Annotated in this window: 13 protein-coding genes; 7 read left to right on the forward strand and 6 right to left on the reverse strand. The window is 62.3% G+C overall.

The window, feature by feature from the left end:
• Nucleotides 1-11 precede the first annotated feature (11 nt).
• From mreC to AC2FNZ_RS01100, 5 genes are read left to right on the forward strand one after another with little or no spacing between them, the layout of a single operon-like run.
• Nucleotides 12-914, forward strand: a complete 903-nt coding sequence (mreC, locus tag AC2FNZ_RS01080; protein ID WP_093963424.1) for a rod shape-determining protein MreC — start codon at nt 12-14, stop codon at nt 912-914.
• Nucleotides 907-1,443 carry a rod shape-determining protein MreD gene (locus tag AC2FNZ_RS01085; RefSeq protein ID WP_093963425.1) on the forward strand — a complete coding sequence of 179 codons (537 nt, stop codon included), beginning with the start codon at nt 907-909 and terminating at the stop codon, nt 1,441-1,443. The genes mreC and AC2FNZ_RS01085 overlap by 8 nt, the downstream gene beginning before the upstream one ends.
• Nucleotides 1,440-3,386 (forward strand): penicillin-binding protein 2, encoded by a 1,947-nt coding sequence (gene mrdA / locus AC2FNZ_RS01090; protein ID WP_496839247.1) that lies wholly within the window; start codon nt 1,440-1,442, stop codon nt 3,384-3,386. The genes AC2FNZ_RS01085 and mrdA overlap by 4 nt, the downstream gene beginning before the upstream one ends.
• A complete protein-coding gene (rodA, locus tag AC2FNZ_RS01095; protein ID WP_170342118.1) occupies nt 3,383-4,522 on the forward strand; it encodes a rod shape-determining protein RodA in 1,140 nt (379 codons plus the stop codon). Before mrdA ends, rodA begins: the two co-directional genes overlap by 4 nt.
• A gap of 15 nt (nt 4,523-4,537) precedes the next feature.
• A complete protein-coding gene (locus AC2FNZ_RS01100; RefSeq protein WP_496839248.1) occupies nt 4,538-5,470 on the forward strand; it encodes a 2-hydroxyacid dehydrogenase in 933 nt (310 codons plus the stop codon).
• A 47-nt stretch (nt 5,471-5,517) separates the two neighbouring features.
• Here AC2FNZ_RS01100 and AC2FNZ_RS01105 read toward each other — a convergent pair whose 3' ends face one another.
• From AC2FNZ_RS01105 to AC2FNZ_RS01130, 6 genes are all read right to left on the reverse strand, one after another.
• Entirely contained in the window at nt 5,518-7,533 is a 2,016-nt protein-coding gene (locus AC2FNZ_RS01105) for a M3 family metallopeptidase (protein WP_496839250.1), read from the reverse strand.
• Nucleotides 7,534-7,592: 59 nt separating this feature from the next.
• Nucleotides 7,593-8,639, reverse strand: a complete 1,047-nt coding sequence (locus AC2FNZ_RS01110; protein WP_496839252.1) for a HesA/MoeB/ThiF family protein — start codon at nt 8,637-8,639, stop codon at nt 7,593-7,595.
• A complete protein-coding gene (gene dut, locus AC2FNZ_RS01115; protein ID WP_170461280.1) occupies nt 8,639-9,094 on the reverse strand; it encodes a dUTP diphosphatase in 456 nt (151 codons plus the stop codon). Before dut ends, AC2FNZ_RS01110 begins: the two co-directional genes overlap by 1 nt.
• Before the next feature lie 39 nt (nt 9,095-9,133).
• Nucleotides 9,134-10,330, reverse strand: coding sequence for a bifunctional phosphopantothenoylcysteine decarboxylase/phosphopantothenate--cysteine ligase CoaBC (gene coaBC, locus AC2FNZ_RS01120; RefSeq protein WP_496839443.1), 1,197 nt, complete (start codon nt 10,328-10,330; stop codon nt 9,134-9,136).
• A gap of 64 nt (nt 10,331-10,394) precedes the next feature.
• Nucleotides 10,395-11,219: a ChaN family lipoprotein gene (locus AC2FNZ_RS01125; protein ID WP_496839254.1), complete on the reverse strand. Its 825-nt coding sequence runs from the start codon at nt 11,217-11,219 to the stop codon at nt 10,395-10,397.
• Entirely contained in the window at nt 11,216-12,094 is an 879-nt protein-coding gene (locus tag AC2FNZ_RS01130; RefSeq protein WP_093963433.1) for an RNA polymerase factor sigma-32, read from the reverse strand. The genes AC2FNZ_RS01125 and AC2FNZ_RS01130 overlap by 4 nt, the downstream gene beginning before the upstream one ends.
• 101 nt (nt 12,095-12,195) lie before the next feature.
• Here AC2FNZ_RS01130 and cobU point away from each other — a divergent pair, with 101 nt between their 5' ends.
• Complete coding sequence (gene cobU / locus AC2FNZ_RS01135; RefSeq protein ID WP_496839256.1) at nt 12,196-12,717, forward strand: bifunctional adenosylcobinamide kinase/adenosylcobinamide-phosphate guanylyltransferase; 522 nt, start codon at nt 12,196-12,198, stop codon at nt 12,715-12,717.
• Complete coding sequence (locus tag AC2FNZ_RS01140; protein WP_496839258.1) at nt 12,714-13,292, forward strand: histidine phosphatase family protein; 579 nt, start codon at nt 12,714-12,716, stop codon at nt 13,290-13,292. Before cobU ends, AC2FNZ_RS01140 begins: the two co-directional genes overlap by 4 nt.
• Nucleotides 13,293-13,331 lie beyond the last annotated feature (39 nt).

A 13,331-nucleotide genomic window follows, 5' to 3' on the forward strand; every position in this document is an offset into this window, starting at 1 on the left:
GAAGGAGTCCTGTGGCAAAAGACCGAGCACAGCGCGACGACTACACCACCCCCCTGCGCCGCTTGTTCATGGGGATCGTTGTTCTGTGCCTGCTTGGCATATTCCTGATTTGGCGCATCGACAGCCCGCGGGTCGAAAGGTTCCGGGCCCAAGTGGTGGATGCCGTTGTGCCCTCGATGGAATGGGCGATGGTTCCGGTCACGGCCGCCATAAACCTTGTACGGGATTTCCAAAGCTACCAAAGGCTGAGCGAGCAGAACCAGGAACTGCGCAGTGAACTGCGCCGCATGCGCGCCTGGAAAGAGGCGGCCCTGCAGTTGGAGCAGGAAAACGCGCGGCTTCTGGACCTGAACAATGTTCGGTTGGATCCCCGTCTGACTTATATAACCGGGGTCGTCATGGCCGACAGCGGCTCGCCGTTTCGGCAATCTGTTTTGCTGAATGTCGGCGAGCGTGACGGGATCGTCGACGGATGGGCCGCCATGGACGGCATCGGGCTGGTGGGCCGGATATCTGGCGTTGGTCCGGATACCGCGCGGGTCATCCTGTTGACCGACGCCTCAAGCGCGATTCCCGCCACCATCCAGCCCTCCGGCCAGACCGCGTTGATTACCGGTGACAATACCCCTGCCCCAGCCGTCGAGTTTCTGGAAAGTCGCGAACTGGTGCGGCCCGGCGACCGTGTGGTGACCTCAGGCGATGGCGGCGTATTTCCTGCGGGCCTTCTGATCGGCCAGATCGCCGCCGATCCGGGGGGGCGTCTGCGCGTCCGACTGTCCGCGGATTTCGAGCGTTTGGAATTCCTGCGCGTCCTGCGCTACCACTCGGCCGCCCCGATCCGAGACCCGGGCGGCATCGTCGGACCTCCGCGCCCCGAGGCTCTTCTCCCGACCGAGGAGGCCGCCGATGGATAGTGCCACGTCACGTCTGTGGCTGATGAGGGGCCTGTACCTGTTCCTCGCTCTGACGGTGATGTTCTTTCACCTGTTGCCTCTGAACACGCAACCGGGTCGTCTCCCCTTTCCTGACTTCCTGATCTGCCTGACCTTTGCATGGGTCCTCAGGCGGCCCGAATATGTACCGACACTCAGCATCGCGGCGGTCATGCTGATGGCCGACCTGCTGCTGCAACGGCCGCCGGGGCTGCTGGCGGCATCCGTCGTCATCGGTTCCGCCTATCTGCGGTCGGCAGGCCCCGGAATGCGCGACGTCGGATTTGTAGGCGAGTGGACGACGGTGGGCGTCGTCATCGCGGCGATCTTTACCTTCAACCGGACGGTTCTGGCCCTGCTGTCCGTCAGTCAGGCCAGCATTGGCCCGGTGTTTGTGCAAGTGGTCTTCACGGTCCTCGCCTACCCGCTTGTTGTTGCATTCAGCCAAACCATATTTGGCGTCCGCAGGCCATCTGCGGTAGATGTTGCCACTGTGGGAACACGCTCATGAAACGCACACCCAAAACACAAGGTGCCGCATACAAAAGGCTGACCCGGCGCGCGCTGGTGCTGGGGGGTATGCAATTCGCATTTGTCGGCGGCCTGGCGGCCCGCATGCGTTACATGCAGGTCGATCAGGCCGACCAATACCGCCTGTTGGCCGAAGAAAACCGCATCAACATCCGGCTCATTCCGCCGACCCGAGGACGCATCTATGACCGCAATGGTCAGATTATCGGGCAGAATGCGCCGTCCTACCGCATCGTGATCGTGCGCGAGGATGCGGGCGACGTCGACAAGGTCATTGCCAATCTGTCACAGCTGATCCCGCTGAACGAAGACGAGATCGAGCGGGCCAAAGCCGAGATGAAACGCACGGCGCCGTTTCTGCCCGTTACGCTGGCCGACCAGGTCACCTGGGAAGATATCTCGAAGGTGGCGATCAATGCCCCGGCCCTTCCCGGCGTCACGCCCGAGGTCGGCCTGACCCGCCAGTATCCGCGCTACGAGGATTTCGCCCATGTGGTCGGGTATGTGGGTCCGGTAAGCGACTACGACTTGAGCAAGATGGAAGACCCCGAGCCGGTTCTGATGATCCCGCGCTTTCAGATCGGCAAGGTCGGGCTTGAGGCCAAGAAGGAAGACCTGCTGCGCGGCAAGGCGGGCGCCAAGCGAGTCGAGGTCAACGCGACTGGCCGGGTGATGCGGGAACTTGACCGCCGCGAAGGCCAGCCCGGCGCTGACCTGCAATTGACCATCGACGCCGACCTGCAGGAATACGCGCAGGCCCGGCTGGCCGGCGAAAGCGCCGCCGTGGTCGTGATCGACTGTGAGACGGGCGACCTGCGGGCCATCAGTTCGACCCCCAGCTTCGACCCCAATCTGTTCGTGCGTGGGATCTCGGTCGCGGACTACCAGGCTCTGACCCAGGACAACCACCGCCCGCTGGCCAACAAGACGGTTCAGGGCACCTACCCGCCCGGTTCGACCTTCAAGATGATCACCGCGCTGGCCGCGCTCGAGGCCGGCGTGGTCGGTCCGGGCAACACCGTCTATTGTCCCGGCTACCTGAAGGTGGGCAGCCGGCGGTTCCACTGCTGGAAACGCGGCGGACACGGGATGGTCGATCTGGAGACCTCGTTGAAGCGCAGTTGCGACGTCTACTATTACGACGTGGCCCTGCGGGTCGGGATCGACAAGATTTCGGACATGGCGCGCAAGTTCGGTTTGGGCATCAAACACGACCTGCCGATGTCTGCCGTGGCGGCCGGTCTGGCGCCGAACCAGGAATGGAAACAGACCACCCACGGACAGGACTGGCTGGTCGGCGACACGGCAAATGCCTCGATTGGGCAGGGCTTCATGTTGGCCTCGCCAATGCAACTGGCCGTCATGACTGCGCGCATCGCGACCGGCCGATCGGTGACACCGCGTCTGATCCGCAGTGTCGACGGGGTCGAACAGCCTTCGGGCGCGGGCGAGCCGCTGGACGTCAATCCGGCCAACTTGGATCAGGTGCGCAAGGCGATGTACAAGGTCTCGAACGACCGTCGCGGAACCGCTTATCGCAGCCGGATCATCGCAGACGAATTCCGGATGGCCGGCAAGACCGGCACCAGCCAGGTGCGCAACATCACCAAGGCCGAACGGGCCGCCGGGGTCATCCGCAACGAAGACCTGCCCTGGGAACGGCGGGACCACGCGCTGTATGTCAGCTTTGCCCCTTACGACAACCCGAAATATGCGGTGGCCGTCGTGGTCGAACATGGCGGCGGCGGTTCGAAGGCTGCAGCCCCCGTGGCTCGGGACGTGATGCTGCAGGCTCTGTACAACGGCACCCCGCCGCTGGAAGCATATCCCGTGGCCGACCGCGACCGCATCAAGGAACAGCAGAAACGTCTGGAAGGCGATCGCCGCCCGAAAGCGCGCCCTGACGAAAAGGACCGCGCATGAGCTATCTTGAATATGCGGTCAAGACCACGCCGACGGGGATCCGCAAGGTTCTGTACATGAACTGGCCACTGACGCTTTTGCTGATCAGCGTCGCAAGTGCCGGTTTTCTGATGCTGTATTCGGTGGCCGGCGGCTCGTGGTCGCCATGGGCGGAACCACAGATGGAACGGTTTGGCCTGGGCCTGACGGTCATGTTCATCGTCGCATTGGTTCCGATCTGGTTCTGGCGCAACATGTCCGTCGTCGCCTATCTTGTATCTTTGGGGCTTCTGCTGTTCGTCGAGCTGTTCGGCACCATCGGCATGGGCGCGCAACGCTGGATCGACCTGGGCTTCATGCGCCTGCAGCCCTCCGAACTGGCAAAGGTGACTTTGGTCATGTTGCTGGCGGCCTACTACGATTGGCTTCCCTCCTACAAAACCTCGCGCCCGGTTTGGGTCTTGATCCCGGTTGTCCTGATCCTGATCCCGACCTTCATGGTGCTGCGCCAGCCCGACCTGGGAACTGCAATCCTGCTGTTGGCGGCCGGAGGAGGCCTGATGTTTCTGGCGGGCGTGCATTGGGCCTATTTCGCAGCGGTCATCGCGGCGGGTGTCGGCTTGATTTCAACGGTGTTCAAAAGCCGTGGCACCGATTGGCAATTGCTAAAGGACTATCAATTCCGGCGCATCGACACATTCCTTGACCCCTCGACCGATCCGCTGGGCGCGGGGTATCACATCACCCAGTCCAAGATTGCCTTGGGATCCGGCGGCTGGAACGGTCGAGGTTTCATGCAAGGCACCCAGTCGCGCCTGAACTTCCTGCCCGAAAAGCACACCGACTTCATCTTCACGACGCTGGCCGAAGAGTTCGGTTTTGTCGGGGGCACAACCTTGTTGCTGCTTTACGGACTGATCCTGATCTTCTGCCTCGTCACGGCGCTGTCGACCAAGGACAGGTACTCGTCATTGGTGACACTGGGTATTTCGCTGAACTTCTTCCTGTTCTTCGCCGTCAACATGTCGATGGTCATGGGGCTGGCACCGGTGGTCGGTGTCCCGTTGCCGATGGTCAGCTATGGGGGCTCGGCCATGTTGGTTCTGATGGCCGCCTTCGGCATCGTGCAAAGCGCTCATATTCACCGTCCTCGTTGATCCGAAAGGCCGACCATGTCCGTGAACGTCCTGTTTTCCGCTCGCCCGGCACTTTGGCCGGTTTACGAGCCCTTGCTGAACACCGGGCTGGCCGATGCAGGGATCAAAGCCACTATCGCCACCGACCTGCCGCCCGATCGGGTGGATTACATCGTCTATGCACCCAATGGCGGGCTGCTTGATTTCACGCCCTTCACGCGCGCAAAGGCCGTGCTCAGCCTATGGGCCGGTGTCGAGAAGATAGCCTCGAACGACACGCTGACCGTACCGCTGGCCCGGATGGTCGACCACGGTCTGACCCAGGGCATGACCGAATGGGTCGTGGGGCACGTTCTGCGCTACCATCTGGGCATGGATCAACACATCACGGTCCAGGATGGGGTATGGGCCCCGGATCCGCCTCCGCTTGCCACACAGCGATCGGTCTGCGTTCTGGGGCTTGGCGCCCTGGGTCAGGCTGCGGCACAGGCGCTGGCGGCGTTAAACTTCAACGTGACAGGGTGGAGCCGTTCGGCCAAGGACGTGTCTGGTGTCACGTGCCTGCACGGACCGGACGGGCTGCGCGTGGCCTTGAGCCAGGCTGAGTTACTCGTCCTGCTGCTGCCTGAAACGGCAGCCACGGAAAACACTCTGAACGCGGACACTCTGGCACTTCTGCCAAAAGGTGCGCGCATTCTGAACCCCGGCCGCGGCCCACTGATTGACGACGAAGCGCTGTTGCGGGCACTGAACACCGGCCAAGTGGGGCATGCCACGCTGGATGTGTTCCGCACCGAGCCGCTGCCCCCCGATCATCCGTACTGGGCGCATCCGAATGTGACCGTCACGCCGCATATCGCGTCGGAAACCCGGCCCGACACGGCTGCGCAGGTGATCTGCGAAAACATCCAGCGCAGCGAAGCCGGACGACCGCTGCTGCATCTCGTCGACCGCGCACTCGGGTACTAGGGCCATCGGGAGCTGCCGCCCCCGTCTTGCCGAGCGCAATTCGACCGCTACGCTTCCACCAGTCCCCGACCTTTCAGCAAGGCTTCGACACCCGGCAACCGGCCCCGGAACGCCAGGTACAGATCCTCGGCCTCCTTCGAGCCTCCTTTGGACAGAATGTTGTCCTCCAGAGCCTGCGCCCGCTCGGGATCAAACGCGCCTCCTGCCTCTTCGAAGGCAGCAAATGCGTCGGCATCCATCACTTCGGACCACATGTAACTGTAGTAACCCGAGCTGTAGCCATCACCCGCAAACACGTGGGCGAAATGCGGCGTCGCGTGGCGCATGCCGATGGCATGCGGCATCCCGATCTCGGCCAGAACCTCAGCCTGCTTCGCCATGGGGTCAGCCGGGGCCGGACCGTCGTGGAAGGCCAGATCGACCAGCGCTGAGGCGACGTATTCGACCGTCTGAAAACCCTGATCGAAATTGGCGGCACCCAGAACCTTGTCCAGCAGTTCCGGTGGCATCGGAGCTCCGGTTTCGGCATGAGTTGCGAACTCGGCCAGAACCTCCGGCACTTCCAGCCAATGCTCATACAGTTGGCTGGGCAGCTCCACGAAATCCCGCGCAACGCTGGTCCCCGAGATGCTGTCATAGGTCACATCCGACAGCATCTGGTGCAGTGCGTGCCCGAATTCATGAAACAGGGTCCGTGCGTCGTCATATGACAGCAGCGCCGGATCGCCCTTGGCAAAGTTGCAAACATTGATGACGATTGGCGTCTGGACCTTGGGAAACTTGGCCTGCGCCCGCATCGCGCTGCACCATGCGCCCGACCGTTTCGATCCGCGCGCAAAATAATCTCCGATGAATACGGCAACATGTTTGCCGCGCCGGGTCACCTCCCAGGCTCGGCAATCCGGGTGGTACAGCGGCACGTCCAGCGGCGCGAACTCCAACCCGAACAAGCGGTTGGCGCAGGTAAAGGCGGCTTCGGTCATGCGCTCTAGCTGAAGGTAGGGTTTGAGTTCTGCCTCATCCAGATCATGCTCGGCCTTGCGCCGTTTTGCGGCATAGTACCGCCAGTCCCAAGGTTCGAGCGGACCATTGACGCCATCCTCCTGCATCATCCGCGTCAGGATCTCCGCGTCGGCCTCGGCCCGGGCTTTGGCGGGTGCCCAGACCTGCATCAGCAAGTCGCGCACCCGTTCGGGGGTTCGGGCCATCTCGGTCTCGAGCTTGAAGGCCGCAAAGCTGTCATAGCCCAACAACTTGGCCCGTTCTTCGCGCAGTTGAAGGATTTCGGCGGCAATCGCGCGGTTGTCGGTCTCGCCTCCGTTTGCCCCGCGTGACGCCCAGGCGCGGTAAGCCTTTTCCCGCAGGTCGCGACGTGGCGAGAACTGCAGGAACGGCACGATCAGAGACCGCGACAGCGTGACAACCGGCCCCTTGGCTCCTTTTTCCCGACCGGCCGCGTGTGCCGCATCGACAACGAAACCCGGCAGTCCCGCCAGATCATCTTCGGTCAGCTCCATGAACCAGCCACGCTCGTCCGCCAGCAGGTTTTGCGTGAACGCGGTGCCCAATGACGCCAGACGCGCCTTGATCTCCTGCATCCGGGCATCTTCCGCCCCGTGCAGCGCCGCGCCCGAGCGGACGAACCCGCGATGGGTGAGCATCAAAACCCGATCCTGTTCCTCGGTCAAATCCAGCGTATCTCGTTTCGCCCAAAGGTCGTCCACACGCTGGAACAGCGCCTTGTTCGAGGAAATCGCGGCGAAATGGGCTGCAAGCTTGGGCGAAAATTCCCGCTGCAACGCTTCGCGCTTCGGGTTGCTGTCTGCGCCAGCGACCGTGAAGAACACCGACAGAACCTTGTTCACGGCCTCGCCCGCCGCTTCCAGCGCTTCGATCGTGTTGGCAAAACTCGCGGGCTGGGTATTCGTCGCGATGGTGTCGATCTCGTCGGCATGGGCCTGCAGAGCAGCTTCCAGTGCCGGGGCAAAATCGTCATCCGAGATTTCGGCAAAGGGCGCGATTTCGAACGGGGTCGTCCAGTCGGACAGGATCGGATTGGTCATTGGGGTCTCCTTCAAGCGTCAAGCTAGGAATGCCAGGCAAGATCGTCCAGTGGCCGCGATCAAACGGGTTGCCCGCAAACAGGGCAATCGTCCCGCCGGGTCAGGGTGATCTTGCGGCTTTCGCCATAAAGCGCGTCATAGATCAGCATCTCGCCACGCAAGGCCTGACCTGCACCCGTGACTACCTTGACCGCCTCAACCGCCATCATCGCCCCCACCACGCCCGGCAGTGGCCCGAGCACCCCAGCCTCAGCACATGAGGGCGCTAGCCCCGGAGCAGGCGCTTCGGGAAAAATGCATTGGTAGCAGGGCGCGTTCCTGGCGGGGTCAAACACGCTCAGTTGGCCTTCCCATTGGGACAGCGCGCCTGAGATAAGGGGCTTGCCCAAAGCCACCGCGGTGCGGTTGGCCAGATACCGTGTTTCAAAATTGTCGGTGCCGTCGAGGATCAGATCATAATCCGCGAACAGGTCGGCCGCGATGTCGTCCGTCAGGCGGCGGTGATAGGGGCGAACGATGACATTGGGGTTCTGCGCCTCCATTGCTTGCTGCGCAGAAAAGACTTTAGGCATTCCGATGTCTGCATCCCGATGGATGACCTGCCGCTGCAGATTGGCATTCTCGACGACATCATCGTCAATGACGCCAATCGTGCCCACGCCGGCGGCTGCAAGGTACTGCAGCGCCGGTGCGCCCAATCCACCTGCCCCGATCACCAATACACGAGCGGCCTTCATCCGTTTTTGCCCGGGTCCACCAAGCTCGCGCAGGACGATGTGACGGGCATAGCGCTCCAGTTCGGCTTCGCTGAACTGGTCAGGTGGGCTGTTCGGTCGAATATCCGACGGTGGGTTGGCCCGGCGCCTCAGGGCTTTCACCACAGCGCCATAACCCATGGCCAGCAGAACGAAACCACCCAGAATCAGCCACATCGCGGCCGAGCCGCCTGTGGCCTCGCGCAGTGGGTTCCCGTCGGGCAAAACCAGATGAGACAGAACCACCCCTGCCAGCAAAACCAAAACCGACACCCAACGGGCAGTACGCGAGGCACCAGCGAGGTAGCCAAGCCCCCAAAGCCCCGCTGCCAGTGCCAGTACCAGAACCATCAGGCACGCCCCGTGGATCCGAACCCACCGGAACCGCGCCGCGACTCCTGCAGGCTGTCCGTCATCTCGAACCGCGCCTGGATCACCGGGGCCACGACCAACTGCGCAATCCTGTCGCCATGTCCGATTTCAAAGGCTTCCTGCCCCGCATTCAGCACGATCACCCCCAAGGGACCGCGATAGTCGCTGTCAATCGTGCCTGGTGCGTTCGGCAGCATGATCCCGTGTTTCAACGCAAGTCCCGAGCGCGGACGCACCTGGATCTCATATCCATCCGGAATTTCTACCCGCAGGCCGGTCGGGACCAAGGCGCGCTCACCGGGTTGAAGGGTAATCGACCCCCGATCAGGCAGGTTGGCGCGTATGTCAGCGCCGGCTGCCCCGGCCGTTTCATAGGACGGCAATGCAACGGCCGGATCGGCCCCGTCTTCTCGGATCACCCGGATTGCCACCATCAGCGCATCCCAACCTTCATCTTCTGTCAAACAGCCGCATCACCGCGCCAGCGCGGCTGCGATCTTTTCCGCCAGCCGCGCGGCCACTGCGTCCTTGCCCATGCGCGGCCACTCCTCGGCACCCGCATCCGATATCAGCACGACCGCATTTTCGGCCCCACCCATGATGCCGGTCACCGGACTGACATCATTGGCCAGGATCCAATCGCACCCTTTACGCGCCCGCTTGGCGGTTGCGTGGGCGATCACATCATCCGTTTCAGCGGCGAAACCCACGACTAAGGAGGGTCGGCCGGTCTCCAGATGCGAAATCCGTTTGAGGATGTCAGGGTTCTCGGCAAATTGCAGGGCAGGCATCCCATCGCGGCTTTTCTTCAACTTGCGGTCTGATGCCCCGTCTATCCGCCAATCGGCCACGGCTGCGGCAAACACGCCCGCATCCACCGGCAGAGCCGCGTCCACCGCATCCGACATTTGTTGCGCAGTCTCAACCTGCACAACCTGGACCCCTTGGGGCGGTGGCACATCCGCAGGGCCGGTTACGAAAACGACTTCGGCCCCCAGGGCCGCCAAAGCGTTGGCAATCGCCGTCCCCTGCGCCCCCGAGGATCGGTTTGCAATGTACCGAACCGGATCAATCGGCTCATGCGTCGGCCCCGACGTCACGAGAATCCGCTTTCCCTTCAGTGGGCCATCCGACAAGGCAGACTCGACCGCCGCCACGATCTCGAGAGGTTCCGACATGCGGCCGGGACCGAACTCGCCACAAGCCATGTCACCGTCATTGGGTCCGACAAACCGGACGCCGTCCGCGATCAGCTGCTTGTGGTTCCGGCGTGTTGCCGGATGGTTCCACATCCGCACGTTCATCGCCGGGGCACATAAAACAGGGGTATCCGTGGCCATCAACAGGGTGGATGCCAGATCATTGGCCAGACCCCCGGCCATCTTGCCCATCAAGTCTGCGGTCGCCGGGGCCACGACGATCAGATCAGCTGAACGCGACAGTTGGATATGCCCCATCTCGGCCTCGTCCGTCAGGTCGAACAGATCACGATAAGCTTTTTCACCGGCCAGAGCAGAGACGGACAAGGGGGTTACGAATTCCTCGGCAGCGCGGGTCAGGACCGGGGTCACCGCCGCCCCGCGCTCCTTCAACCTTCGGATCAGATCCAGCGATTTGTAGGCCGCGATCCCACCGCCAAGGATCAAGAGGATCCGTTTGGATGCCAGCATGTTCAGCCCTTCCCGGTCGTGCTCGGCCTCGACACTATGCAACCCATGTCCCGAGTTCCAGCGCTTAATTCTGAGTCTCGAAGGCCTTGCAAGGGTCTTCGCGTTCGGCCGCAGGGCTGTCAATCACCGCGTCAAATTCACCCGTCACGACACCGTCTTCGGACTGACCGAGAACAAAGACCTTCAGGCCCGGACGCAGGCGCGACAGAAAGGTCGGAATGCCCTGATCCTTGCGCGCGTGCCCGTTTCCGGTAATCACCGCCACCGGACCGCCGGTTTCATCAATTGCACGCAGAATGGCCCGGGTCAGAACAGCATCGCGCAAACGCTGGATCGCCACCAGTTGCGGCAAGGCCTCCGCCGGAAGTGCGTTGCAATGCGCCGCCAATTGCTCGGCCTCGCGCGCCGCTTGATCCTCGGGAGCCAACGGAATGTTCAACCCGTACCGCGCCGCATCCGCGCCCAGAGTCGTTGCGGCACCGCGTTCCATCGCCGCCCGCGCAGCCGCGCGCGGCACCATCGCTCCGTATACCGGAGCCTCTGATGCTTGGAAAACAGGGTAATACATGCTGAGCGGAGGCCATCCCGTTTCGGCCCATCTCAGGATGCGTGACAGCTCCTCGGGATTCGAGGCGGCAGTCTGCGCCAGTCTCTGAGCCCCTTCCTCGGTCACCATTTCCCAGACCATCGCAGACGGGTCGATGTCCGCAATCGCTTCGGTCTGGACCAAGTGATGCAGCGGGTTGTCGTGAACTTCGCCAAGGATCACGACATCGGCGTCCCTCATCTGTGCCAGTATATCGTCGGGGATAAGGTCCCCGGCCAGAACTGGCCGGGTCAAAAGTGTCAGCGACAGCACAGCCGCCGTCAGAATCGCAAGATGTCTCATGCGAAGAAGTGTTGCACCTCGCGCGATTGAGCTTCAAGGTTCTTGCGCATCTTCACGAACGCCGCTGCCTCAAGCTGTCGCACGCGTTCCTTGGACAAACCCAGTTCCTGACCCAGGCTTTCCAATGTACGCGCCGGCTCGCGCAGCTTGCGCTCGCGCACAATGAACCGCTCCCGATCGTTGAGCGCCTGCATCGCCGTGATCAACCATTCCCGCAATTGGCGGGTATCGTGGCTGTTCTCTACAGTTTCAGCAGCCTGCTCGCGATCATCCTCCAACGCGTCGATCCACTCCCGACCATCCTCGTCAGCCGATTGAACGGCGTTCAGGGAAAAGTCTGAGCCGGCCAGCCGGCCGTGCATCATTTCCACATCGCGCAGCGGAACACCGATCTCGGCCGCGATCATCTGGTGCAGCTGATGACGGTCCAATTCTACACCATCGGTCGCGGCTTCGCGCTCCAGCCGGGCCTGAACGCGACGCATGTTGAAGAAAAGGGATTTCTGGGACGATGTGGAACCGGTCCGTACCATCGACCAGTTGCGCATCACGTAGTCCTGAATGCTGGCTTTGATCCACCACACCGCATAGGTCGAAAAGCGGACCCCGCGATCCGGGTCGAACTTGTCAGCGGCCTTCATCAGGCCCAGCCCGGCCTCTTGGATCAGGTCATTCATCGGCGCGCCATAGCGTTTGAACTTGGCCGCCATTGAAATTGCCAGCCGCATATAAGCCGTTATCAACCGGTGAAGGGCCTGTTCGTCGCGTTCGTCGCGCCAAGCATACGCCAGGCGCAATTCGGTTTCCGCATCCAGCAATTCGGCTTTCATAGCCTGCCGGGACATCGAGAAGTCGTTCGGGTTATCCAGTGCCATGCAGCTCTCCCATCTGTCGTAGGCGCCGCCGGTCTTGCCTTGCCGACGTATGGTCGATACGCAAGGGCGCACCGGGTGGATCACTGTAAAGGTAGTAAAAAATGCATCCCGATTTAACCTTTGTCCTGGGTGGCGCGGCATCGGGAAAATCTGCATTTTCCGAGCAACTCGTCGTTTCAACAGGAAAAACCCGCGTCTACCTGGCAACATCACAAGTGTTTGATGATGAGATGCGCCTAAAAATCAGGCGCCATGTGGACCAAAGAGGCGACGGCTGGGCCACGATCGAAGCCCCGATGGACCTGCGCCCGGCGCTGGCGGGGCTGAGCCCGGATCAGGTCTGTCTGATCGATTGCGCAACGATGTGGCTCAGCAATCACCTGCTGGCAGGCAGCGATCTTGAACAGGAACAGGCCGCCCTTTTGGCCGCGCTACGGACCTGCCCCGCGCAGGTCGTGATCGTCTCGAACGAGGTGGGGCACGGTATCGTTCCCGACAATGCGCTGGCCCGCAAATTCCGCGAGGCGCAGGGGCGGTTGAACATCGCCCTCGCCGCCCAAGCCGACCTTGTGGTTCAGGTCATCGCGGGACTGCCGCAGGTTTTGAAAGGTCAGTTGCCGTGACCCGGCTGCATCTTGTCCGCCACGGCCCGACCCATGCCAAAACGATGGTGGGCTGGTCCGATATTCCCGCCGACCTGAGCGACCACGCAACCCTCGCGCGCCTGCACGATCACCTGCCGCGGGATGCGCTGGTCATTTCATCGGACCTGTCGCGCGCCGCGGATACGGCCACGGCCATTCAGGGCAGGCGCCGCCGGCTGCCGCACCATCCCGATCTGCGCGAGATCCATTTCGGGACATGGGAGATGCGCGCCTTCGCCGAGATCGAGGCCGAAGACCCCGGACTGGCCTTTGCCTATTGGGACAGCCCCGGCGACGTGCGCCCGCCCAACGGCGAAAGCTGGAACGCGGTCCGCGCCCGGGTCGACACGGCGATCGACGGGTTGATCGGTATGCATACAGGCGCCGATCTGGTCATCGTGGCCCATTTCGGCGTGATCCTGACTCAGGTGCAGCGCGCCCTTGACCTGGACGCGCAACAGACCTTCGCCCATCGCATCGACAACCTCTCGGTGACCGAGTTGGCCTTTAACGGCAAAACCTGGTCGGCCGGCCGGATCAATCATCTTCCGTGAACACGGCGCGCACAATTCAGCGTTTTACTGATATCAGGC

Source organism: Ruegeria sp. SAZA006, assembly GCF_059613465.1.

Bases quoted from the DNA above. Each gene is read 5' to 3' on its own strand.
- coaBC (WP_496839443.1), bottom strand. From the start codon at position 10,330: ATGCTGGCATCCAAACGGATCCTCTTGATCCTTGGCGGTGGGATCGCG.
- AC2FNZ_RS01105 (WP_496839250.1), bottom strand. From the start codon at position 7,533: ATGACCAATCCGATCCTGTCCGACTGGACGACCCCGTTCGAAATCGCG.
- rodA (WP_170342118.1), top strand. From the start codon at position 3,383: ATGAGCTATCTTGAATATGCGGTCAAGACCACGCCGACGGGGATCCGC.
- AC2FNZ_RS01085 (WP_093963425.1), top strand. From the start codon at position 907: ATGGATAGTGCCACGTCACGTCTGTGGCTGATGAGGGGCCTGTACCTG.
- dut (WP_170461280.1), bottom strand. From the start codon at position 9,094: ATGGTGGCAATCCGGGTGATCCGAGAAGACGGGGCCGATCCGGCCGTT.
- mrdA (WP_496839247.1), top strand. From the start codon at position 1,440: ATGAAACGCACACCCAAAACACAAGGTGCCGCATACAAAAGGCTGACC.
- AC2FNZ_RS01110 (WP_496839252.1), bottom strand. From the start codon at position 8,639: ATGGTTCTGGTACTGGCACTGGCAGCGGGGCTTTGGGGGCTTGGCTAC.
- AC2FNZ_RS01130 (WP_093963433.1), bottom strand. From the start codon at position 12,094: ATGGCACTGGATAACCCGAACGACTTCTCGATGTCCCGGCAGGCTATG.
- cobU (WP_496839256.1), top strand. From the start codon at position 12,196: ATGCATCCCGATTTAACCTTTGTCCTGGGTGGCGCGGCATCGGGAAAA.
- AC2FNZ_RS01125 (WP_496839254.1), bottom strand. From the start codon at position 11,219: ATGAGACATCTTGCGATTCTGACGGCGGCTGTGCTGTCGCTGACACTT.
- AC2FNZ_RS01100 (WP_496839248.1), top strand. From the start codon at position 4,538: ATGTCCGTGAACGTCCTGTTTTCCGCTCGCCCGGCACTTTGGCCGGTT.